This window comes from Leucobacter sp. WKLB1 (assembly GCF_059696215.1).
This window is the reverse complement of record NZ_AP046115.1, coordinates 3,105,052-3,125,770: the sequence shown is the minus strand read 5'-3', so window position 1 is coordinate 3,125,770 and position 20,719 is coordinate 3,105,052. Positions and strand designations below refer to the sequence as shown.

18 protein-coding genes are annotated in these 20,719 nt (G+C 67.9%); 13 read left to right on the top strand and 5 right to left on the bottom strand.

Annotation, left to right across the window (positions count from 1 at the left end; all coding sequences use genetic code 11):
• Positions 1–191: 191 nt before the first annotated feature.
• Positions 192–2,363, top strand: a complete 2,172-nt coding sequence (locus ACZF5Y_RS14360) for an ATP-dependent Clp protease ATP-binding subunit (protein WP_497533402.1) — start codon at positions 192–194, stop codon at positions 2,361–2,363.
• A 29-nt stretch (positions 2,364–2,392) separates the two neighbouring features.
• Here the strand turns inward: ACZF5Y_RS14360 and ACZF5Y_RS14355 are convergent, their stop codons facing one another.
• Complete coding sequence (locus ACZF5Y_RS14355) at positions 2,393–3,202, bottom strand: endonuclease/exonuclease/phosphatase family protein (RefSeq protein ID WP_497533400.1); 810 nt, start codon at positions 3,200–3,202, stop codon at positions 2,393–2,395.
• 285 nt (positions 3,203–3,487) lie between these two features.
• Here ACZF5Y_RS14355 and ACZF5Y_RS14350 point away from each other — a divergent pair, with 285 nt between their 5' ends.
• From ACZF5Y_RS14350 to ACZF5Y_RS14340, 3 genes are all read left to right on the top strand, one after another.
• Positions 3,488–4,111 (top strand): excalibur calcium-binding domain-containing protein, encoded by a 624-nt coding sequence (locus ACZF5Y_RS14350; RefSeq protein ID WP_497533399.1) that lies wholly within the window; start codon positions 3,488–3,490, stop codon positions 4,109–4,111.
• Positions 4,112–4,358: 247 nt separating this feature from the next.
• The gene (locus ACZF5Y_RS14345) at positions 4,359–5,336 is read left to right on the top strand and encodes an aldo/keto reductase (RefSeq protein WP_497533398.1); all 978 of its coding nucleotides are present in this window, start codon (positions 4,359–4,361) and stop codon (positions 5,334–5,336) included.
• A 124-nt stretch (positions 5,337–5,460) separates the two neighbouring features.
• The gene (locus ACZF5Y_RS14340) at positions 5,461–6,393 is read left to right on the top strand and encodes an aldo/keto reductase (protein WP_497533397.1); all 933 of its coding nucleotides are present in this window, start codon (positions 5,461–5,463) and stop codon (positions 6,391–6,393) included.
• 173 nt (positions 6,394–6,566) lie between these two features.
• Here ACZF5Y_RS14340 and ACZF5Y_RS14335 read toward each other — a convergent pair whose 3' ends face one another.
• Positions 6,567–7,751: an ROK family protein gene (locus ACZF5Y_RS14335; RefSeq protein WP_497535343.1), complete on the bottom strand. Its 1,185-nt coding sequence runs from the start codon at positions 7,749–7,751 to the stop codon at positions 6,567–6,569.
• 98 nt (positions 7,752–7,849) lie between these two features.
• On the opposite strand from ACZF5Y_RS14335, the gene ACZF5Y_RS14330 reads away from it, so the two are divergent.
• From ACZF5Y_RS14330 to ACZF5Y_RS14295, 8 genes are all read left to right on the top strand, one after another.
• Positions 7,850–8,950, top strand: a complete 1,101-nt coding sequence (locus ACZF5Y_RS14330; RefSeq protein ID WP_497533396.1) for a Gfo/Idh/MocA family protein — start codon at positions 7,850–7,852, stop codon at positions 8,948–8,950.
• Positions 8,947–10,473 (top strand): sugar ABC transporter ATP-binding protein, encoded by a 1,527-nt coding sequence (locus tag ACZF5Y_RS14325; protein WP_497533395.1) that lies wholly within the window; start codon positions 8,947–8,949, stop codon positions 10,471–10,473. Before ACZF5Y_RS14330 ends, ACZF5Y_RS14325 begins: the two co-directional genes overlap by 4 nt.
• Positions 10,470–11,513 (top strand): ABC transporter permease, encoded by a 1,044-nt coding sequence (locus tag ACZF5Y_RS14320; RefSeq protein WP_497533394.1) that lies wholly within the window; start codon positions 10,470–10,472, stop codon positions 11,511–11,513. The genes ACZF5Y_RS14325 and ACZF5Y_RS14320 overlap by 4 nt, the downstream gene beginning before the upstream one ends.
• Positions 11,510–12,733: an ABC transporter permease gene (locus ACZF5Y_RS14315; protein ID WP_497533393.1), complete on the top strand. Its 1,224-nt coding sequence runs from the start codon at positions 11,510–11,512 to the stop codon at positions 12,731–12,733. Before ACZF5Y_RS14320 ends, ACZF5Y_RS14315 begins: the two co-directional genes overlap by 4 nt.
• Positions 12,730–13,956 (top strand): substrate-binding domain-containing protein, encoded by a 1,227-nt coding sequence (locus ACZF5Y_RS14310; protein WP_497533392.1) that lies wholly within the window; start codon positions 12,730–12,732, stop codon positions 13,954–13,956. The genes ACZF5Y_RS14315 and ACZF5Y_RS14310 overlap by 4 nt, the downstream gene beginning before the upstream one ends.
• A gap of 234 nt (positions 13,957–14,190) precedes the next feature.
• The gene (locus ACZF5Y_RS14305; RefSeq protein ID WP_497533391.1) at positions 14,191–15,063 is read left to right on the top strand and encodes a sugar phosphate isomerase/epimerase family protein; all 873 of its coding nucleotides are present in this window, start codon (positions 14,191–14,193) and stop codon (positions 15,061–15,063) included.
• Complete coding sequence (locus ACZF5Y_RS14300) at positions 15,060–16,076, top strand: sugar phosphate isomerase/epimerase family protein (protein ID WP_497533389.1); 1,017 nt, start codon at positions 15,060–15,062, stop codon at positions 16,074–16,076. Before ACZF5Y_RS14305 ends, ACZF5Y_RS14300 begins: the two co-directional genes overlap by 4 nt.
• 205 nt (positions 16,077–16,281) lie before the next feature.
• Positions 16,282–16,941 (top strand): TrmH family RNA methyltransferase, encoded by a 660-nt coding sequence (locus tag ACZF5Y_RS14295; RefSeq protein ID WP_497533388.1) that lies wholly within the window; start codon positions 16,282–16,284, stop codon positions 16,939–16,941.
• Positions 16,942–17,101: 160 nt separating this feature from the next.
• Here the strand turns inward: ACZF5Y_RS14295 and ACZF5Y_RS14290 are convergent, their stop codons facing one another.
• From ACZF5Y_RS14290 to ACZF5Y_RS14280, 3 genes are read right to left on the bottom strand one after another with little or no spacing between them, the layout of a single operon-like run.
• Complete coding sequence (locus ACZF5Y_RS14290; RefSeq protein ID WP_497533387.1) at positions 17,102–17,827, bottom strand: GntR family transcriptional regulator; 726 nt, start codon at positions 17,825–17,827, stop codon at positions 17,102–17,104.
• A 14-nt stretch (positions 17,828–17,841) separates the two neighbouring features.
• Positions 17,842–18,645, bottom strand: coding sequence for a carbon-nitrogen hydrolase family protein (locus ACZF5Y_RS14285; RefSeq protein WP_497533385.1), 804 nt, complete (start codon positions 18,643–18,645; stop codon positions 17,842–17,844).
• Entirely contained in the window at positions 18,645–19,286 is a 642-nt protein-coding gene (locus ACZF5Y_RS14280) for an RraA family protein (RefSeq protein ID WP_497533383.1), read from the bottom strand. The genes ACZF5Y_RS14285 and ACZF5Y_RS14280 overlap by 1 nt, the downstream gene beginning before the upstream one ends.
• A gap of 363 nt (positions 19,287–19,649) precedes the next feature.
• Here ACZF5Y_RS14280 and ACZF5Y_RS14275 point away from each other — a divergent pair, with 363 nt between their 5' ends.
• Positions 19,650–20,717 carry an extracellular solute-binding protein gene (locus tag ACZF5Y_RS14275; protein WP_497533382.1) on the top strand — a complete coding sequence of 356 codons (1,068 nt, stop codon included), beginning with the start codon at positions 19,650–19,652 and terminating at the stop codon, positions 20,715–20,717.
• Positions 20,718–20,719 lie beyond the last annotated feature (2 nt).

Below are 20,719 nucleotides of genomic sequence, written 5' to 3'. Positions count from 1 at the left end.
GGGTGTTCCTCGATTTCTTGCGGAAACGCTGGGGTGTTCAGATTCCAGCGTATCGGCACTGGCGATCGGCGTCGCACTGAGCTAAACTTGAGTCAACACCACTCAAGTTTGCGGAAAGAGCCTGATCGCGCACGATCACCGAGGTACGAATCGGCGAACCGCACCCCATCCCCGCATCAGAAAGGACTCCCATGCAGGCCAATTGGACGCCCGCCCAGGGCGACGGCGATCAGCAATCGGCACTCGAGCAGTTCGGCGTGAACCTCACCGAGGTCGCGCGCTCGGGCAAACTCGATCCCGTCATCGGCCGCGACTCCGAGATTCGTCGCGTCAGCCAGGTGCTCACCCGTCGCACCAAGAACAACCCCGTACTCATCGGCGAACCCGGCGTTGGCAAGACCGCCGTCGTCGAGGGCCTCGCCCAGCGCATCGTCGCGGGCGACGTCGCTGAATCGCTTAAAGACAAAGAGCTCATCTCGCTCGACATCTCCGCACTCGTCGCGGGCGCGAAGTACCGTGGCGAGTTCGAGGAGCGCATGAAGGCGGTGCTGCAAGAGATCAAGGACTCCGACGGCAAGTTCATCACCTTCATCGACGAGTTGCACACACTCATGGGCGCCGGCGGCGGCGAGTCGTCGGTCGCGGCCTCCCAAATGCTGAAACCGATGCTGGCCCGCGGCGAGCTGCGGCTGATCGGCGCCACGACCCTCGACGAGTACCGCGAGTACATCGAGAAAGACGCAGCGCTCGAGCGCCGGTTCCAGCAGGTGTATGTGGGCGAGCCCTCGGTCACCGACACGGTGGCGATCCTGCGCGGACTGAAAGAGCGCTACGAGGCGCACCACAAGGTGACGATCGCTGATTCGGCGCTCATCGCCGCCGCGGCGCTGTCGGATCGCTACATCACCGCCCGCCAGCTCCCCGATAAGGCGATCGACCTGATCGACGAGGCCGCCAGCCGCCTGCGCATGGAAATCGACTCGGCGCCGGTCGAGATCGACGAGCTGCGCCGCGCGGTCGACCGACTGAAGCTCGAAGAGCTCGCGCTCAAGAAAGAGAAAGACGATGCCTCGAAGGATCGCCTGGCGAAGCTGCGCGAAGACCTCGCGGGCATGCAGGCGGAACTCGATGGGCTTGAAGCGCGCTGGGCGCGCGAGCGCGACTCGCTGAACCGCGTCGGCGCGCTGCGCGAGAAGCTCGACCAGCTGCGCATGGAAGCCGAGATGGCGCAGCGCGAGGGCAAGCTCGAGAAGGCGTCGAAGCTGCTGTACGGGGAGATCCCAGTGATTCAGAAGCAGCTCACGGAGGCGGAGGTCGCCGAGGCCGCGGGGGCTGTTGACGGTGAGGATCGCATGGTCAACGACCAGGTCACCGATGAAGACATTGCCGGCGTGGTGGCGGCCTGGACGGGCATTCCCGTCGGGCGCCTACTGCAGGGTGAGACCGAGAAGCTGCTCGCGCTCGAGCACGAGCTCGCGAAGCGACTCATCGGCCAGGGCGACGCGGTGCGCGCCGTCGCCGACGCGGTGCGCCGCACGCGGGCCGGCATCGCCGACCCCAACCGACCCACCGGTTCCTTCCTGTTCCTCGGGCCAACCGGCGTCGGTAAGACCGAGCTCGCCAAGGCGCTCGCCGAGTTCCTCTTCGATGACGAGCACGCCATGGTGCGCATCGACATGTCGGAGTACGGGGAGAAGCACTCCGTCTCCCGGCTCGTCGGCGCCCCTCCGGGGTATGTCGGCTACGAGCAGGGCGGCCAGCTCACCGAAACGGTGCGACGTCGGCCCTACTCGGTCGTGCTGCTCGATGAGGTCGAGAAAGCGCACCCCGAGGTGTTCGATGTGCTGCTGCAGGTGCTCGACGATGGGCGTCTGACCGACGGACAGGGCCGCACGGTCGACTTCCGCAACGTCATTCTGATCCTGACCTCGAACCTCGGCTCGCAGTATCTGATCGACCCCGATCTCGAATGGAGCGAGAAAGAGGGCGCGGTGCGCGAAACCGTGCGGCGCGCATTCAAGCCCGAGTTCATCAATCGGCTCGACGAGATGGTGATCTTCCATCCGCTGTCAGAGGCCGACCTTGCACAGATCGTCGAGCTCTCGATCGATCGCTTGCAATTGCGCCTGTCGCCGCGCCGGCTCACCCTGGCCGTCACCCCCGACGCGCGCAGCTGGCTTGCATCGCGCGGCTACGACCCGATCTACGGTGCGCGCCCGCTGCGCCGCCTCATGCAGAAGGAGATCGACGACCGGCTGGCTCGGGCGATCTTGTCGGGCGAAGTGCGCGACGGGTCGGCGGTGCGCGTCGACGTCGCCGGCGACGGTGATGGGCTCGCGCTGTCGGTGATGGCCGGGGCGTAGGCGGAGCCGGCAGGCTGCGTGTGCCGGGGTTACCTCGGCACACGCAGCTCAGCGAAGACCGGGAGGTGGTCTGACGCCCACCCGCCCCGCGCGGGTTCGCTGATGATGCTGATGCGATCCACCGCGATATCGGGTGTCGTGTAGATCCAGTCGATGCGGCGCCCGGGCGTCGGAGCCGCATACCCCGCAAACGTGCGGTACTCGGGCGTGAGCCGTGCGCTCGCCGCAGGCCACGCATCGCGCATCGCATCGTGCTGACTGAGAATGCGGGCGGGCTGCGACTTCGGCCCGGTGTTGAAATCGCCGGTGAGGATCGCCGAGCCCAGCGGGTTGTCAGCGGTCGCGAGCGCGCGCAGCTGCTCGGCAGAGTGCAGCCGGGCATGGCCGCTGAGCAGGTCGAGGTGCGTGTTGAGGTGTCGGAAGCGCGCGCCGGTGCAGCGATCCTCGAAGTTGGCGACGACCGCGATGCGCGGAATCACGTTGCCCCAACTGCGCGACCCCGGCACATCGGGCGTCGCCGAGAGCGCGATCTGGCGCCAGTCGGTCAGCTCGAGCCGGCGTGCGTCGTACAGGATCGGGCAGGCCTCGCCCGTGCCGCGCGCACTGCGGCCCGTGCCGATGCTGCGGAAGTCGGCGCCGAGCGAGTCGCGTACCCACCGGCCCTGACCCCCGAGCGCCTCTTGCGCGCCGAGCAGGTGGGGGCGATGCTGCTGCAGCAGCTCGCGCAGGCGGTGCTTGCGGAGCCACCAGCGGTCGGCCCGCGGCTGCAGCAGTGCGCTGAAACGGCGACGCACGTTGAACGTCATCACCCGCAGCGCATCGTCGGCTTCGAGCGTCATGCCCCCAGGGTAGTGGGGTGGTGCGCTTCCCGAGCAGCTTGCTTTTCCGTACCGCGCTCAGCGGGTGATCTGCACTCAGAGGATCGCCCCGCACCCAAACGGTTCCGCTGAGTGCAGATCTTTCTCTGAGCGGAAGCCGAAAGCGCTCGGCGGCGGGAGTGGAGCCTCCCGAGGATGAAAACGCGGGCGAAAACCTGGTCGATCGTGCAAAAGCGCACCGTGTACATGTCTACGCTGGGGTGTTCGCCAGAGTGACGACGCACAGACATAGAGGTAGTAAACGCAATGACGCATTGGATTCCCGGTTCCGGATCACCGCAGGCCGCCGTACCCGTACCCGTACCCGTACCCGCACGCGCGAAGCGCAGCAAATGGGTCTCGGTCGGCGTTCCGGTCATCAGCTCGCTGCTCGCGTTCGGGCTCGGAACCGGGGTGGGTGCGGGTGGATCCGACGCCCAGCACACGGAACTCGTGGCGACGGAGCAATCGCTCACTTCGGAGCTCGAGCAAGCCAATCAAGAAGTGCGTGCCGCAGACGATGCGCTCGAAGCCGCTGAAGAAGCCGCGTCGACCGCGGAGCAGGCGGCAGAGCAGGCGCGTACCGATTTGGAGACGCAGAAGCAGCAGGTGCTGTCGCTCCAGGCGCAGGTGGAGACGCACGCGACCGAGGTCGGGGATCTGAGCGCGTCGAATCAGGCGCTCGCCGCACAGGTCGCTGAACTCCAGAGCACCTCGGCACCGGCGCAGTTCGTCGACTCAGGAGCATCGATCGGCGTGCCACAGTCGACCTCGACCTACTATGCGAACTGTGACGCAGTGCGGGCGGCAGGCGCGGCGCCGCTGTACGTGGATTCGCCCGGCTATTCGCGCAAGCTCGACCGCGATGGCGACGGCGTTGCGTGCGAGTAGCGCGGTCTGTTCCGCACCGCGCTCAGCCGGTGATCTGCAGTCAGAGGATCGCCCGACGCCCAAACGGTTCCGCTGAGTGCAGATCTTCCTCTGAGCGCAACTCCGCGCCCTCATTGCTCCTGCGCGGCGGAAGGCGCAGAGCCCCGAACCGCCGCCGCGCGGCGTCACATCGGAATGCGGGCGCAGCCTCCGCTGTTAGCGTCGAGTGGACGCACCGCATGGTGACCCGACCCGCGAAGGAGACCTCATGACTCAGGCTGCACCGAACGCAACTGCTGCACGGACCCGCATCGGATCCTCCGACCTCGAGATCGCACCGTTGGCGCTCGGCGCCAACGTGTTCGGCTGGACGGCCGACCAGGCCACCTCGTTCGACGTGCTGGACGCGTTCGTCGCGGGCGGCGGCGACTTCGTCGATACGGCAGACGGATACTCGCACTGGGCGCCGGGCAACACGGGCGGCGAGTCGGAGACCATCATCGGTGAGTGGTTCGCGGGCCGCCGCAGCCGTGATTCGATCACCCTCGCCACGAAGGTGTCGACGCACCCGCAGTTCACGGGCCTCGCCGCGGCGAACGTGCGCGCGGCCGCCGACGCCTCGCTGCAGCGCCTGCAGACCGACCGCATCGACCTGTACTACGCGCACTTCGACGACGCCGAGACTCCGCTCGAAGAGACGGTTGCCGCGTTCTCGGAGCTCGTCGACGCCGGCAAGATTCGCGCCATCGGCGTCTCGAATTACACGGCTGAGCGCATCGCCGAGTGGTTCCGGATCGCACGAGCGGGCGGCTACCACCTGCCGGTGGCACTGCAGCCGCACTACAACCTGGTCGAGCGCGAGTTCGAGACGAACGGCCTCCGCGCCGTCGCCGACGACGAGCAGCTCTCGGTCTTCCCGTACTTCTCGCTCGCCAAGGGCTTCCTCGCGGGCAAGTACCGCGATGCCGCCGACGCGACCGCGGCCGGTGCGAGCCCGCGTGCGGGCGAGGCCGCCGGCTACCTCGACGATCGCGGTCGCGAGGTGCTCGCCGCACTCGACGCCGCCGCCGAAGCGCACGGCGTGCCGGTCGCTGCGGTGTCGCTCGCGTGGCTGCGCCAGCAGGCCACTGTTGCCGCCCCGATCGCGAGTGCACGCAACCTCGAGCAGCTGCCCGCACTGCTCGCGTCGCTCTCGCTCGAGCTGAACGTGGCAGAGTTGGCGGCCCTCACGGCGGCCTCCGCCTGATCGCGCAGGCCGAGAGCGGTGGAGCGGGCGCAGCCCGCTGATCCCGCAGGCTCTGACCCGAACGCCCCGACCCCGCGCACGCAACGGGTTTCGGGGCGTTCGTGCGTTCGGTAGGGTGAGCCGCATGCGGACTTTCACACTGCCGGGAACCGACCTGACCGTCTCTGATGTCGTGCTGGGGTTGATGCGCATCCAGGAGAAAACCGACGATGAGGTGCGCACGCTGGTGAGTGCGGCTCGTGATGCGGGCATCAACTTTCTGGATCACGCCGACATCTACGGTTCTTCGGTGCACGGGTGCGAGCGCCGATTCGCCGAGGCGCTGCGGCTCACACCCTCCGAGCGCGAGCAGTGGGTGATCCAGTCGAAGGCCGGTATCATCACCGACGGCCCGTACTTCGACTTCTCGTACGAGCACATCATCGAGACGGTGCACGGCTCGCTCGAGGCGCTCGGCACCGACTACCTCGACATTCTGCTGCTGCACCGCCCCGACGCGCTGGTCGAACCCGAAGAGGTCGCCCGCGCCTTCGACGAGCTCTCGGCCGCGGGCAAGGTGCGCGCCTTCGGCGTCTCGAACCACACTCCCCGCCAGATCGACCTGTTGCGCAAGTACGTGTCGCAGCCGCTCGTCGCGAACCAGCTGCAGCTCTCGATCACGCACTCGCCGATGATCGCGCAGGGTGTCGCCGCGAACATGCAGGGCCTGCCGCAGTCGGTCACCCGCGACGATGGCGTGCTCGACTACTGCCGCCTCAACGACATCACGGTGCAGGCCTGGTCGCCGTTCCAGGCGAACTTCTTCGACGGCCCGTTCCTGGGGTCGGATCGCTACCCCGAGCTCAACGCGGTCATCGACCGCCTCGCGGCGCAGTACGGGGTGCCGGTCGAGGCGATTGCGGTGGCGTGGATCACGCGTCACCCCGCGCGCATGCAGGTGGTGCTCGGCACGACCTCGCCCGACCGCGTGGCCGCCGCCGCGCAGGGTTCGGACATCACGCTGACCCGCGCGGAATGGTACGAACTCTTCCGCGCCGCCGGCTACACGGTGCCGTAAGGCGCTGCGGCTGCCGCGTCGCTCCAGAGGGCGATCGGGGTAACTTCGGACCAGTGTGGGCAGCCGAATCGCCCCCAACACTGGTCCGAAGTTACCCCAATCGCAGAATGGCTGTGGCAGCTGCGAAGGGGCGGCGAAACGAAGCGGCGGCGGAGTGCACCGCCGCCGACCCACTACCCGCCAAGGGCGGCCGTGATGCGTTCGGGGGCGAGCGCCGCGTCGATCGCGAGCTGCGCCGCGCCGTAGATCGCGGCGTTGCCCGCGGCGCGCGACGGTGCAATGGCGAGCTGCTCGGTCGAGAGCGGGATCGACCGCGCGTAGACGACTTCGCGCACGCCGGCGACGAGGTGCTCGGCGGCCTGCGCCATGGTGCCGCCGATGACGATCGCTGACGGGTTCATGATGCTGACGCACGCGGTGAGCACTTCGCCGACGTCGCGCCCGGCCTGGCGAATGCGCTGGATCGCGCCGACGTCGCCCGCCTTTGCGAGTGCGACGACCTCGCTCGGTCGGTGCAGCGGGGCCTCGGCGGTACTGAGCGCTGCCGCGAGCGCGCGCCCCGAAGCGACCGCCTCGAGGCAGCCGCGATTGCCGCAGGGGCAGGGCGTATCCGCGGCGCGGGCGAGGGCGATGTGCCCGATGTCGCCGGCGGCGCCGTTCGCTCCGCGGCGCAGCGATCCGCCGGAGATGATGCCGGCGCCGATGCCGCTCGCGACTTTCACGAAGATGAGATCGGTCACGCCGGGCCATGATGTGGCGAGCTCGCCGAGCGCCATGATGTTGACGTCGTTGTCGACAAGCACGGGGGCATCGATGCGGGTGCGGATGGCGGCGGGAATGTCGAAGCGATCCCACCCCGGCATGATGGGCGGGTTGATGGGGCGCCCGGTCGAGAATTCGACGGGGCCGGGCACGCCGATGCCGACGCCGGCGACGTGCGAGACGTCGTATCCGAGCCCGGGCAGCAGTTCGTCGGCGGCATCGAGGATCCAGGCGATCGCATCTTCGGGCCCTGACGCGATCTCGCGGGGCGCGGAGGCTTCGGCGAGCAGTTCGCCGTCGAGATCGGTGACGGCGACGCGCGCGTGCAGGGCGCCGAGATCGGCGGCGAGCACGACACGAGCGCGCGGGTTGAAGGCGATCTGCGCCGAGGGGCGTCCGCCGGTCGAGGCAGCATCGGCGACGGGGGCGATCAGCCCGAGGTCGATGAGCTGATCGATGCGCTGCGTCACCGTGGGGCGTGAGAGGCCAGTGATCTGCGCGAGCTTCGCCCGCGTGCGCGGCTTGCCATCGCGGAAGAGCTGCAGCAGCCCGCCGGCGGTGGAGATTCCGGGTCCGGATGAGGAAGATGGCACGATCACGCTTTCAGTAAAGCACAACACGAACTTGAGTAACGGTTTGGTTACTTATGAAGAATAGTTGACAAAAGTGGGGAATGTGGAAACACAATAGACACATGCCCCCGCAGACGAAGGAGTCTCGCTGGTCACCGAGCGTCGGAATGCTCGGCGCCGGTTTCATGGCTCGCACCCACACCACCGCAGCCCGCCTTGCCGGCGCACGCCTCGACGTGCTCGCCAGTTCGCGCCCCGAGCGGGCCGAGACCGCCGCCGCCGAACTCGGCTACTCACGGGCGACGACCCCCGAGCGCCTGCTCGCAGAAGCACTCGACGTCGTGCACGTGTGCACGCCGAACACGAGTCACACTGCGTATGCACGCGCGGCGCTGCTCGCCGGCTCTCACGTCGTCTGCGAGAAGCCGCTCGCCACCTCGGCTGACGAAGCCCGCGAGCTGGTCGCTCTCGCCGAGCAGCAGCAGCGCGTCGCCGCCGTGCCATTCGTCTACCGGTATCACCCGATGGTGCGCGAGGCGCGCGCCCGCATCGCCAGCGGTGAGGCCGGTGCCGTGCTCACGATTTCGGGGCGCTACCTGCAAGATTGGTTGCTGGGCGCGGGCGATGACAACTGGCGGGTCGCGGCTGATGCCGGCGGGCCGTCGCGGGCATTCGCAGATATCGGATCGCATCTCGTCGACCTCCTCGAGTTCGTGAGCGGTGACCGCATCACGCGTCTCGTTGCGACGACGCGCACGGTGCACGCGGAACGGGGCGGCCAGCCGGTCGACACCGAAGACGCGGTCGCTCTGACGATCGAGCTCGCCGGCGGCGGCATCGGGTCGCTGCTGATCTCGCAGGTCGCGCCCGGTCGGAAGAACGCGCTGGTGCTCGAGATCGCCGGCGCCGACGAGAGCGTGCGGTTCGCGCAGGAGGATCCCGAGACGCTCTGGGTCGGCCGCCGGGCCGGCTCCCTGCTGCTGCGGAGAGACCCTGAGACGCTTTCCGCCGATGCGGCTCGGCTGTCGAACGTTCCGGCAGGTCACGCCCAGGGGTACCAAGACGCCTTCAACGGATTCATCGCCGACGCCTACGCGGCGGTCGCGGGCGAGACCCCGGAAGGGCTGCCCACCTTCCGCGACGGCCTGCGGGCCGCCATCATCACGGATGCCGTGCTCGAGTCCGCGCGATCCGGAGCCTGGGTGGAGGTGAGTGCGGCATGAGCGAGACACCGACCGCGACAATGACCGCGACTGCCCCCGTGCTCTCCGTGCGCGACATCCGCAAGCAGTTCTTCGGCGTTGAGGTGCTGCACGGCATCTCGCTCGATCTCGTGCCGGGCACCGTGCACGGGCTCGTCGGCGAGAACGGCGCGGGCAAATCGACGCTGATGAAGATCGTCGCCGGGGTGTACCGCCGCGATGGCGGCGATGTGCAGCTCGACGGCGCGAGCGTCGACTTCGGGCACCCCGTCGAAGCGGCAGCGGCAGGCGTTGCGACGGTGTTTCAGGAGTTCAACCTGCTCTCCGATCGCACCGTCGCCCAGAACGTCTTCCTCGGCCGCGAGCCGCGCAGACGCGGCTTCATCGACACGCAGGCCATGCGCCGCGCGACGACCAGACTGCTCGAAGACCTCGGCATCTCGGGCATCGACCCCGATTCGCAGGTCGGCAGCCTGACCGTCGCCGAGCAGCAGATCGTCGAGATCGTGAAGGCGCTCTCGATCGACGCCCGGGTCATCTCCATGGACGAGCCCACGGCGGCGCTCGCCGATCACGAAGTGGCGATCCTGTACCGCGTCATTCGCCGTCTGCGCGATCGCGGCGTCGCGATTCTCTACGTCTCGCACCGGCTGAAAGAGATCTTCGATCTCTGCGACACCATCACGGTGATGAAAGACGGTTCGCTCGTCTCGAGCGACGCGGCGGCGGCGCTGGATCAGCCCACGCTCGTCAGGCGCATGGTCGGTCGGCCCATCAGCGCGTTCTTCCCCGACCCCGAGCCGGGCACCGTCGTCGGCGAGACGATCGTGCGCGTGCGCGGCGGCGGCAACACGCAGCTCGACGGCATCGATCTCGACCTGCACGCCGGCGAGGTCGTCGGGCTGTCGGGGCTGCAGGGCTCCGGGCGCACCGAGCTCGTCGAAGCGATCTTCGGCGCCGAGCCGTTCACCCGTGGCACCCTCCAGCTCGCCGGAGCGACGCGCACCATTCGCAGCCCGCGGCAGGCCGTGCGGCTCGGCGTCGCGCTGGTCACCGAAGACCGCAAGCGCACCGGCCTCGCACTGAACCAGTCGATTCTCGACAACGCCCTGCTCGCCATCCGCAGCGTCTTCCCCCGCCGCACGCGCGCCGAGCGGGCATCGATTCCCGGGGTGTTCGACGCGCTCGAACTCGTGAGCCGCGGCCCAAACCAAGAGGTGCAAGCGCTGTCGGGCGGCAACCAGCAGAAAGTGGTGCTCGCGAAGTGGCTCGCCACCGAGCCCCGAGTCGTGCTGCTCGACGAACCCACCCGCGGCATCGACGTCGGTGCGAAGGTCGCGGTTTACCAGCTCATTCGCGAGCTGGCGAAGCGCGGCGTGGCGATCCTGCTCGTCTCCAGTGAGCTGCCCGAGGTCATCGGCATGGCCGATCGCGTGCTCGTCATGCGCGACGGCCGCATCGCGGGCGAACTCCCCGCCGGGTCGACCGAAGAAACCGTCCTCGCGCTCGCGACGGGCGCCGCCGATGAACGGGGAGCCGCATGAGCCTCGCACTGCCCGCGCGCCTGAAGCGCCTCGACACCACCGCGATCGTGTTCATCGCGCTGATCGTGGTGCTCGCGCTGAGCGCGATCCTGGTCGCGACGGTCGGTCGCAACCTGTTCAGCGCCGGCAGCATCCGCGACATCCTCACCGGTATGAGCGTGCTCGGCTTCGTCGCGATCGGCCAAACCCTCGTGATTCTCGGCGGATCGCTCGACCTGTCCGTGCCCTACGTCGTGAGCCTGACCAGCCTCATCGCCGCGCAGACGATGAACGGTCAAGCCGGCATGGTGCTGCCGGGCGTGCTGCTCGCGCTCGCCGTCGCCGCCATCATCGGGCTCGCGAACGGGGTGATCGTCACCGTGCTGAAGGTGCACGGCTTCGTCACGACGCTCGGTGTCGGGCTCATGCTCAAGGGCTACCTCGACACGAACTACCAGGGCACGGCCGGTTCGACGCCGTGGGCATTCCAGCTCTTCGGGGCCACCGGCATCGGGCCAGTGCCTGTGTCGACCGTGGTCATGCTGCTGCTCGCGGGAGTCGTCGCCTTCTTGCTTGCCCGCACGGGCTTCGGGCATCATCTCTTCGCCGTCGGCGGCAACGCCGAGGTCGCGCGACTCTCGGGCGTGCGCACCCGCCGACCCCTCATCTGGGCGCACGTGCTCTGCTCGGTCTTCGCCGGCATCGCCGGCCTGCTGCTCGCCAGCCGCCTCGGCGTCGGCAGCCCGACCGTCGGCACGCAGGGCGGGTACGACCTGCTCTCGATCGCCGCGGTCGTGCTCGGCGGCACCCTGCTGGCCGGTGGCCGTGGATCGATCTGGGGCACCATCGGCGGCGTCGCGATCTTCGCGGTGCTCGACAACCTCATGAGTGTGCTGCAGGTGAACCCGTTCCTCAAAGACGTGGTGCGCGGGGCGGTCATCGTGATCGCCGTCGCCGTCTACTCCCGCAGGCGTCTCGTCGCCCGGCGCGAGCGCTTCACCCGATCGGGGGAGGCGGCCCCGCTGCCCGCCGACGTCACCAGCGAAGGAGGTGCGCGATGACCTCGAACCTCACGCGACCCGTCGAGACGCCCGCAGCGACGACCGCGACCGCATCGGCTTCGGGCCTCGCCCGATTCGTGCGCACGGCCATCAGCCCGCGCGGCGCGGTCTACCTGCTGCTCGTCGTGCTGCTGATCGCCGTGGCGATCCTGAACCCGTCGTTCGCAGAGCCCGGGCAGCTCGTGCGCTACATTCAGCGCGTCGCCCCCATCGCCATCGTCGCCATCGGCCAGTACTTCGTGATCGTGAGCGGCGAGTTCGACCTGTCGCAGGGCTCGCTCGTCACCACTCAGGTCGTGCTCGCGGGCACGCTCATCGGGCAAGACGACGCGAAGGCGCTGCCGGTGCTCGTGCTGCTGCTGGTGCTCGGCACCGTCGTCGGCATCGTCAACGGGCTCGTCACCACCTTCTTGAAGGTGCCGTCGTTCATCGTCACCCTCGGCATGATGCTCGTGCTCTACGGCGGCGTCATGTGGTGGACGGGCGGAGCCGCGACCGGCAACCCCGCCGACTCGTTCCGACAGATCGGACGCGGCGGCATCGAGGGGTTGCCGATCATCGGTCTGCTGCCGTGGGCCGTACTCGTGCTCGCCGGCGTGGTCGGGATCGCCGCATGGCTCTCGCGCCGCCCCTTCGGGCGCACACTCGTCGCCATCGGCGACAACCCCGCGGCCGGCGTTTTCGCCGGAGCCTCGGTGTGGCGCACCAAGACCGCCGCCTTTGTCATCTCTTCGCTTTCGGCCACGATCGCCGGCGTGCTGCTCGTCGGCTACGCCGGTGTGCACCCCTCCGTCGGCAAGGGATACGAGTTCATCGCCATCACCGCGGTCGTGCTCGGTGGCGTCGTGCTCGGTGGTGGCCGCGGCTCGGTCTGGGGCGCACTCGCCGGAGCCTTCGCGCTCGAGACGCTCTTCACCCTGCTCAACTTCACCTCGGTGCCCTCGACCCTGCGCGACGCCATCCAGGGCGCCATCATCATCGCGGCCGTCGCCTACTCGGGCGCCGCGTTCCGCGCACGCCGCAAGAAGCCGACCGGGGCGCTCGCCGCCGTCGGGGCTGCTGCCGCTGGGGCCGGTGCGGATCCCGCACCCCTCGGCGACCCCGCCGACGCCGCCCCGACCGGTGCGACACCCACAGACCCGGCGGGGAGCACCCCGTCACCCGATCCCACCGGCGACGCTGCCGCGCGGGGCGACCAAACAAAGGAGAACCGATCATGAAACGATCGCTGAGCATTACGGCGAGCCTCGTCGGCGCGGCATCGCTGATCCTGCTCGCGGGGTGCACCACCGACCCAACGGTGGAGAACCCGGCAGACGACGCCACCACCGAGACGAGCGAGTCGACCGACTCGGGCGACTCGGGCCAGTGGTTCGACCAGGCCCTCTTCGACAAGCAAGACGCAGAGCGCGGAGTCACCCCCGAAGGGCCGGAAGACCAGCCCTACCTCCAGATGATCAACGCCGAAATGCGCGACACCGCCGACTGGGCCTCCGACGGAGCCAAGAAGGTCTGCTTCGCCAACGCATCGATCTCGAACCCCTGGCGTCAGACCGGCTGGATCACGATGAACGAGCAGCTCAAAGTGCTCCAGGAATCGGGCGCCATCTCGTCGATGGAGACGCGCGACGCCAAAGACAGTGACGACACGCAGATCGCCGACATCGACTACTTCATCGCCGAAGGCAATTGCGACGGCTTCATCATCTCGCCCAACTCCACCGCGGCAATGACGCCCGCCGTCGAGCGCGCCTGCGAGACCGGCAAGCCCGTCGTCGTCTTCGACCGCGGCGTTGAGACCGACTGCGCCGTCACCTTCATTCACCCCATCGGCGGCTTCGCCTGGGGCATCGACACCGCCGAGTTCCTCATCGACAACCTCGACAAGGGCGATAAGGTCGTCGCCCTCCGCATCCTCCCCGGCGTCGACGTGCTCGAGCAGCGCTGGGCCGGCGCCGAGAAACTGTTCGACGAAGCCGGCATCGAAGCCGTCGACTACTTCACCGGAGCCGACCCCGCCGAAATCAAGAAAATCATCTCCGACGAACTCGCCAAGGGTGACGTGCAAGGCATCTGGATGGACGCCGGCGACGGCGCCGTCGCCGCCATCGAAGCCTTCGAAGACGCGGGCAAAGACTACCCGGTCATGACCGGCGAAGACGAGCTCAGCTTCCTGCGCAAGTGGAAGGACACCGGCCTCACCGGCCTCGCCCCCGTCTACTCCAACTTCCAGTGGCGCACGCCGCTGCTCGCCATGGAGCAGATCTTCGACGGCAAGGAAGTGCCCACCGAATGGGTGCTGCCGCAAAGCCCCATCACCGCCGACGAACTCGACGAATACCTCGACCGCAACGAAGGCATGCCCGACGGGCACTACGCCAAATTCGGTGGAGAGGATCTGCCGGGGTACCCGAAAGTTTGGCAGGAGCGGGTGATTCCGTAAAGCAGTAAGCGCCTGTTCGCGGGTGCGAATGCCCCACACAGACTTGAGCAAGGGAACCCGGCGCGTCTTCACCGCGCCAACCTTGATGCGTCTGTGCGGGGCATTCGCACCCGCGAACAGGCTCCGCTGTTACGGGTCAGCCCTGAGGGCGCTCGTGGGTCAGCGTGTTGGAAAGTTCAGCGTTACGAAGGGGTGAGCGTATGAGTGATGGTGAGAGTGTGGCGGGGGGGGGGCGTGGTTCGGGAGCTCGGGGTGAACACCTGGGTGTGGACGTCGCCGCTCAACGATGACTCGTTGCTCGCCATCGCCGAACGGGCTCAGGGGATCGGGTACACACTGCTCGAGCTGCCCGTCGAATCTCCCGGCGATTGGGATCCCGCGCTCGCCGCCGAACGGCTGGGCGGGCTCGGCATGGAGGCACGCGTCGTCGGGGCCATGGGGGAGGGTCGCGACCTGCTCGACGATCGCCTCCGCTCGGCCACGCAGGCGTACCTGAGCCACTGCGTCGACGTCGCGGTCGCGGTGGGGTCTCCGACCGTTGCCGGCCCATTCACCGCGCGCACCGGGCGGGTATGGCGCATGGACGCCGCGGAGCGTGCGACGGCGATTGCGTCGTTGCGCGAGGCGATCCTGCCTGTTGCCGCCTACGCCGCCGAGCGCGGAGTCACGCTCGCGATCGAGCCGCTCAATCGATACGAGACGAGCCTGATCAACACGGTGGAGCAGGCGCTCGACGCACTCGGGCCGCTGCTCGGTGCTGACTCGGGGGTGGGCCTCGCACTCGACGCGTACCACCTGAACATCGAGGAGCGGTCGCCGGCGGCGGCGATCCGGGCCGCGGGGGAGCACGTCGCCGTGGTGCAGGTCTGCGGTTCCGATCGTGGGCCCGCCGGCCCCGATCACACCGACTGGGATGGGTTCTTCGACGCGCTCGACGACATCGGCTACACCGGCCCGCTGACCCTTGAGAGTTTCACGGGAAACAACGACACCATCGCAACCGCGGCGTCGATCTGGCGCCCGCTTGCCGAATCGCAAGACGAACTCGCCCGCATCACCTACGATTTTCTCACCGACCACCAGCTGCGAAGGAGCGGCCGACCATGACGCACGAAGCATCGCACCCCGTCACCCTGTTCACCGGGCAGTGGGCCGACCTGCCCTTCGAAGAGGTCGCCCGCCTCGCCGCAGAGTGGGGCTACGACGGCCTCGAGATCGCGGCGTCGGGCGATCACCTCGATCTGCAGCGCGCCGACGAAGACGACGCGTATCTGCAGTCGCGACTCGACGTGCTCGACCGCTACGGACTCAAGGTCTGGGCGATCTCGAACCATCTCGCCGGCCAGGCGGTCTGCGACGACCCCATCGACTTTCGGCACCAGGCCATCGTGCGCCCCTACGTCTGGGGCGACGGAGACCCCGAGGGCGTGCGCCAGCGCGCCGCCGCAGACATGCAGCGCGCCGCACGCGTGGCCCGCAAGCTCGGCGCCGACGTGGTGACGGGCTTCACCGGGTCGAAGATCTGGCCATACGTTGCAATGTTTCCGCCCGTGCCGGCCTCGGTCATCGACGAGGGGTACGAAGATTTCGCTCGGCGCTGGACGCCCATTCTCGACGTCTTCGACGGCGAGGGGGTGCGGTACGCCCACGAAGTGCACCCGTCTGAGATTGCCTACGACTACTGGACGACGGTGCGCGCGCTCGAAGCGATCGACCACCACCCGGCATTCGGGTTGAACTGGGATCCGAGTCACCTCGTATGGCAGGGCATCGACCCGATCGGCTTCATCGTCGACTTCGCCGACCGCATCTGCCACGTCGACTGCAAAGACACGCGCCTGCGCCCGCCGACCGGGCGATCCGGCATTCTCGGATCGCACCTGCCGTGGGGCGACCCGCGCCGTGGCTGGGACTTCGTGTCGACCGGGCACGGCGACACCCACTGGGAGGACGCGTTCCGCGCGCTCGGCAGCATCGGCTACGACGGCCCCATCTCGATCGAGTGGGAAGACGCCGGCATGGACCGCCTGCACGGCGCCGCCGAGGCCGTGACCCGCATCCGCTCGCTGCTGTGGCAGCGCCCCACGGCGTCGTTCGACGCGGCGTTCTCGAATCAGTAGCACTGGTGCGCGGCCGCGCCGCTCCGCCGCCACAGCTCTGCCGCCGCACAGCTCTGCCGCCGCGCAGCGCCGCGATGCGATCGGGGTCACTTTGGGAGGGTGTTGTCGTCATCGCACCCTCCCAAAGTGACCCCTTTCCCGTTGACGGAGGGCCCCGACGAGGCTGCGCGCCGGATCACCCGCCGCCGCGTGGGAGAATCGTCGGGTGAGTGACGCAGCGCCCGAGACGACCCCGACCGCCGAGCGCTCGACCTCCGGGGTCGGGCCGTGGCCCGGGGGCCGCGACGCCTGGCCGACCGAGGAGTTCTACGACGCCGAGCTGCTCGAGCACGGCGATACCCGCAATGTCGTCGACCGCTACCGGTACTGGCGCATGGAAGCGATCGTCGCCGATCTCGATGAGCACCGCCACCCGTTCCACGTCGCGATCGAGAACTGGCAGCACGACATGAATATCGGATCGATCGTGCGCAGCGCGAACGCGTTCGCCGCCGACACCGTGCACATCGTCGGGCGTCGCCGCTGGAACAAGCGCGGGGCGATGGTGACGGATCGCTACCAGCACGTCGAGCACCGGGAAGACGTCTCGGCACTCGTCGAGTGGGCGCGAGCTGCAGGAGTGCCGATCATCGCGATCGACAACGTGCCCGGCTGCGTGCCGATGGAAACGTTCGACTGGCCCGAACGTTGCGTCATGCTGTTCGGGCAGGAGGGGCCGGGCCTCACCGCCGAGGCGATCGCCGCCTCCGAAGCCGTAGTTGAGATTTCGCAGTACGGGTCGACCCGCTCGATTAACGCGTCTGCCGCCGCCGCAGTGGCGATGTACAGCTGGGTGCAGCAGCACTCACCCCTGCGCCCTCGCTAGCGGAGCCCGACGCGCGCCGCCCCGCTCGCGAACGCACCACTTTTGCGCGAGAGTGCGCATCATTGACCGGTGCTCTCGCGCAAAAGTGGTGCGTTCGAGGGGAAGAAGCGGCGGGCGGCCCGCGGCGGCGGCGCGCCCAGCCCGTCGCCGCCCCCGACCCCTAGTTCCTGAAGATCTGCGAGATCTCGCCGAGGCTGCCCACGAGGTGCGACTCGAGCAGCGAACGCGCAGTAACGAGGTCGAACTCTTCGACGGCGTGCGCGATCTCGCGGTGTTGCTCGATCGCGGTGCAGCGGCGCGACGGCACGGCCGAGAACATGGCGATGCCGATGCGCACCTGGCGGTCGTGAATGGTGTTGTAGAGCTGGGCGAACTCGGTGTTGCCGGTGGCTTGCACCAGCGTCCAGTGGAACTCTTTGTCGGTGACGACCATGTCGACGACGCGCTCGGGGTCGTCGTCGTAGATTGCCTGCTGCTCGTCGATCAATCGGTTGAGGCGATCCACGATCGGCACTCGGTGCTCGCAGACCCACTGCACGCCGTACCCTTCGAGCACGACGCGGGTCTGGGCCTGCTCCTGGATCGCGCGCAGCGTGATCTCGGGAACGATCGCGCCGCGGTGGGGGATCAGGGTGAGGAGTTGCTCCGACTGGAGACGGGAGAACGCCTCCCGGACCGGAGTCCGGGAGACGCCCGTCGCCAGCGCGACCTCGTTCTCGGTGATGACCGATTGCGGGGCCAATACGAGGGTGATGATGAGGTTCTTCAGATACCCGTAGGCGTAGTCTGCGGCTTTCACCCCGTCCGGTCGCAGGCCCGGCGGCAGCGGCGTCTTCGCCGACCAGCCGCCGAACCGGGCCTGAGAAACATCCGGGATCTGCTGCATGGGTTGATCGTAGCTCAGGCCCGGGGGCTGACGTCGAAGCGTCGATTCTCCAAGCACGGATTGGTGGTGCGCACCTGCGCGATGCGCTCGGAGCTCACCACTGCGGTGGCAAATGCGTCGGCTTCTTCGCCCACGGAGGCGCGGGTGATGCCGAGCGGATCGATGACCTGGCTCTGCCCGGTGCAGTGCGGCCCGGTCTGCCCTGCCGCGGCGATGTATGTCGTGTTCTCGATCGCCCTCGCCCGCAGCAGGGACTCCCAGTGGAATTCTTTCAGCGGCCCCACGGCCCAGGCTGCCGGGTACACGATGACGTCGGCGCCGTGGTCGACGAGCCAGCGCGCGATCTCGGGGAACCGCAGGTCGTAGCAGGTGGCCGCGCCGACGGTGATGCCGTTGACCTCGAAGGTGAGCGGTTCGGCGGCTGCGGCCGCAGTCACCGAGTCCGATTCGCGGTAGCCGAATGCGTCGTACAGGTGGATCTTGCGGTAGTAGCCCGCGAGCGCGCCCGACGGGTCGATGTGCACGAGGGTGTTGTAGGGGTGCGCACCCTCGTTGGTTTCGGTGAATCCGGCGACGACATGGGTGCCGGATCTCTCGGCCGCTCCCTGCAACGCGGTCAGGAAGGGCCCATCGAGCGTTTCCGAGTGCGTCTGATCAGGAAACTCTTTGGCCGAATCCGAGTACATGGCGTTCTCGGGGATCACGACGAGGTCGGAAGTCGGTCCCGCCCGTTCGATGAGCGAGACGGCGAGCGCGCGGTTGCGCTCGATGTCGGGTGTCGCGGCGAACTGGGCAACGGTGAGGCGGAACTCGCTCATCAGGCGGCCCCGATCGTCTCGAAGTACTTCGCGGCGCCGCTCCACTCCGAGAGCTTCTTGCCGGCGACGATCTCATCCTTCTTGGCGGGCTCGGCGCCCTCCTTGCCGCGCAGATCGGCGACGATCTCGTCGATTTCGGCTTCGGTAAGCACGGCGATACCGTCGGAGTCGGCGAAGATCGCGTCGCCGGGGGTGATGACGACGCCGCCGACGGTGATTGGTACGTTGATCGCACCCTCGATGCCGAGGATGCGCGTGGTGCGCGCCGAGACGCCGCGCGAGTAGACGGGGAGCCCGAGCTCGAGCACCTCGTCGAAGTCGTTCATCGCCCCCGAGAGAATGACACCCTCGGCGCCGCGGGTCTTCGAGGTAAAGGCGACCATGCCGCCGAAGCTCGAGCGGTCGTCACCCGACTGTTCGACGACGAGCACGTCGCCGGGGCGCAGGTGATCGGCGGCGACGTGCAGCGCAGTGGAGTCCATGTGGGGGAGCCGCACGGTGACCGCGGTGCCGGCGAATTGGATCGGGCGGCGGTTCGGGGTGAGACCGCGCACGAACCCGAAGTCGCGCAGGTGACCGAGTGTTGATGTTTGCACGGTGAGAAGCGACTGGCGGCGCTCCTCGGAGATCTGGGTGGGCATGGGGAGGAATTCGAACACGGCGTCGTGCCTTTCCGGTGGCGGCTTCCGCGAGGAGTCGCACACCTCAATGTGTGGATCTTCGAGTGGATCGTGCAGGGCGGACCAGGCTCATCGCACAGATTGTGTACGTGTTGTATACACGTGCCATGCACCGTAGCAACGAAACTTCGGAAAAGGAACCCCGCATTCGATAACAATTGATAAAAGTGCAGATCAGAGGCGTGTAAATAGCATGCGTGGACGTGATTGGGCCGAAATAACATTTCTGAATTCGACCCTTGCGCGATCCCGAATCGCCCCGTATCGTCGCTCTCGACCAGGCTCGTTGACATGGGTGTGAGTGAACTTCAAAGGAGAAGCACCATGTCAGTGAAGACCAAGATCGGCGTGTCCGCCGTGATGATTTCCGCGCTCGCGCTCACCGCGTGCAGCGGCGCCTCCGGCGGCTCTGGCTCGTCGAACCCCGACGCCGTCGAGGTGAACGTGCTCGGTTACGCCGCGCTCTTCGACGACCAGTACACCGCCGCGGTCGTCGACAAGTTCAATGCGTCGCAGGACGACGTGGTCGTGAACTTCGTGCCCGCGCAGAACAGTGCGGAGATGCTCGGCAAGCTGCGCAGCGAAGCGTCGAGCCCCACGGTCGACCTCGCGATCATGGACGCTTCGGTCGCGCACACCGGCAACCAGGAGGGGTTGTTCGCGAAGGTGAGCGAGGCCGACGTGCCGAACCTGGCGAACGTCGTCGAGCTCGGGCAGAACGCCCACGGCTTCGGCCCCGCGGTCACGTTCGACAACCTCGTCGTGCTCTACAACACCGAGGCGGTGAAGACCCCGCCGAAGGGCATCGCCGACCTGTGGGATGCTCCCGAGAACTCGGTGTCGATCCCGGCTCCGCCGGACATCCAGGGCCACACACTCACCGCATTGACGGCGAACAATCTCGGCGTCGACTACAAAGACACGATCGAGCCCGCGATCGAGAAGCTCGCCGAGCTCGCGCCGCTCGTGAATACGTGGGAGCCCGTGCCCGACGTCTACCAGCCCGTGATCTCGGGCACCTCGCAGTACGGCGTCGGCTGGAACGCCCGCGCCCAGTACTTCGCCGACGACTCCGATGGGGCGATGGGCGTTGTGCAGCCCGATGACGGCATCGGCTTCCAAATCAACACCATCAACCTCGTCGAGGGCACCGAGAAGACCGAAGCCGCGCAGCAGTTCATGGACTACGCGCTCTCGAAGGAAGCTCAGGAGTCGTTCGCCGAAGCGCTGTTCTACGCGCCGGTGGTGTCTGACGCGGAGATCCCCGAAGCCGTGAAAGATCGTGTCGCCGATTCTGCCGACCCGAACATCGTCGACATCGATTGGATCTGGCTCGCCGACCAGCGCGATGCCTGGACCGAGCAGTGGCGACGCAGCGTGATCGGAGGCTGAGC

What these genes read in the sequence shown, in the direction of transcription:
- ACZF5Y_RS14360 (WP_497533402.1), top strand. Translation starts at nt 192, where the DNA reads ATGCAGGCCAATTGGACGCCCGCCCAGGGCGACGGCGATCAGCAATCG.
- ACZF5Y_RS14355 (WP_497533400.1), bottom strand. Translation starts at nt 3,202, where the DNA reads ATGACGCTCGAAGCCGACGATGCGCTGCGGGTGATGACGTTCAACGTG.
- ACZF5Y_RS14350 (WP_497533399.1), top strand. Translation starts at nt 3,488, where the DNA reads ATGACGCATTGGATTCCCGGTTCCGGATCACCGCAGGCCGCCGTACCC.
- ACZF5Y_RS14345 (WP_497533398.1), top strand. Translation starts at nt 4,359, where the DNA reads ATGACTCAGGCTGCACCGAACGCAACTGCTGCACGGACCCGCATCGGA.
- ACZF5Y_RS14340 (WP_497533397.1), top strand. Translation starts at nt 5,461, where the DNA reads ATGCGGACTTTCACACTGCCGGGAACCGACCTGACCGTCTCTGATGTC.
- ACZF5Y_RS14330 (WP_497533396.1), top strand. Translation starts at nt 7,850, where the DNA reads ATGCCCCCGCAGACGAAGGAGTCTCGCTGGTCACCGAGCGTCGGAATG.
- ACZF5Y_RS14325 (WP_497533395.1), top strand. Translation starts at nt 8,947, where the DNA reads ATGAGCGAGACACCGACCGCGACAATGACCGCGACTGCCCCCGTGCTC.
- ACZF5Y_RS14320 (WP_497533394.1), top strand. Translation starts at nt 10,470, where the DNA reads ATGAGCCTCGCACTGCCCGCGCGCCTGAAGCGCCTCGACACCACCGCG.
- ACZF5Y_RS14315 (WP_497533393.1), top strand. Translation starts at nt 11,510, where the DNA reads ATGACCTCGAACCTCACGCGACCCGTCGAGACGCCCGCAGCGACGACC.
- ACZF5Y_RS14310 (WP_497533392.1), top strand. Translation starts at nt 12,730, where the DNA reads ATGAAACGATCGCTGAGCATTACGGCGAGCCTCGTCGGCGCGGCATCG.
- ACZF5Y_RS14300 (WP_497533389.1), top strand. Translation starts at nt 15,060, where the DNA reads ATGACGCACGAAGCATCGCACCCCGTCACCCTGTTCACCGGGCAGTGG.
- ACZF5Y_RS14290 (WP_497533387.1), bottom strand. Translation starts at nt 17,827, where the DNA reads ATGCAGCAGATCCCGGATGTTTCTCAGGCCCGGTTCGGCGGCTGGTCG.
- ACZF5Y_RS14285 (WP_497533385.1), bottom strand. Translation starts at nt 18,645, where the DNA reads ATGAGCGAGTTCCGCCTCACCGTTGCCCAGTTCGCCGCGACACCCGAC.
- ACZF5Y_RS14280 (WP_497533383.1), bottom strand. Translation starts at nt 19,286, where the DNA reads ATGCCCACCCAGATCTCCGAGGAGCGCCGCCAGTCGCTTCTCACCGTG.
- ACZF5Y_RS14275 (WP_497533382.1), top strand. Translation starts at nt 19,650, where the DNA reads ATGTCAGTGAAGACCAAGATCGGCGTGTCCGCCGTGATGATTTCCGCG.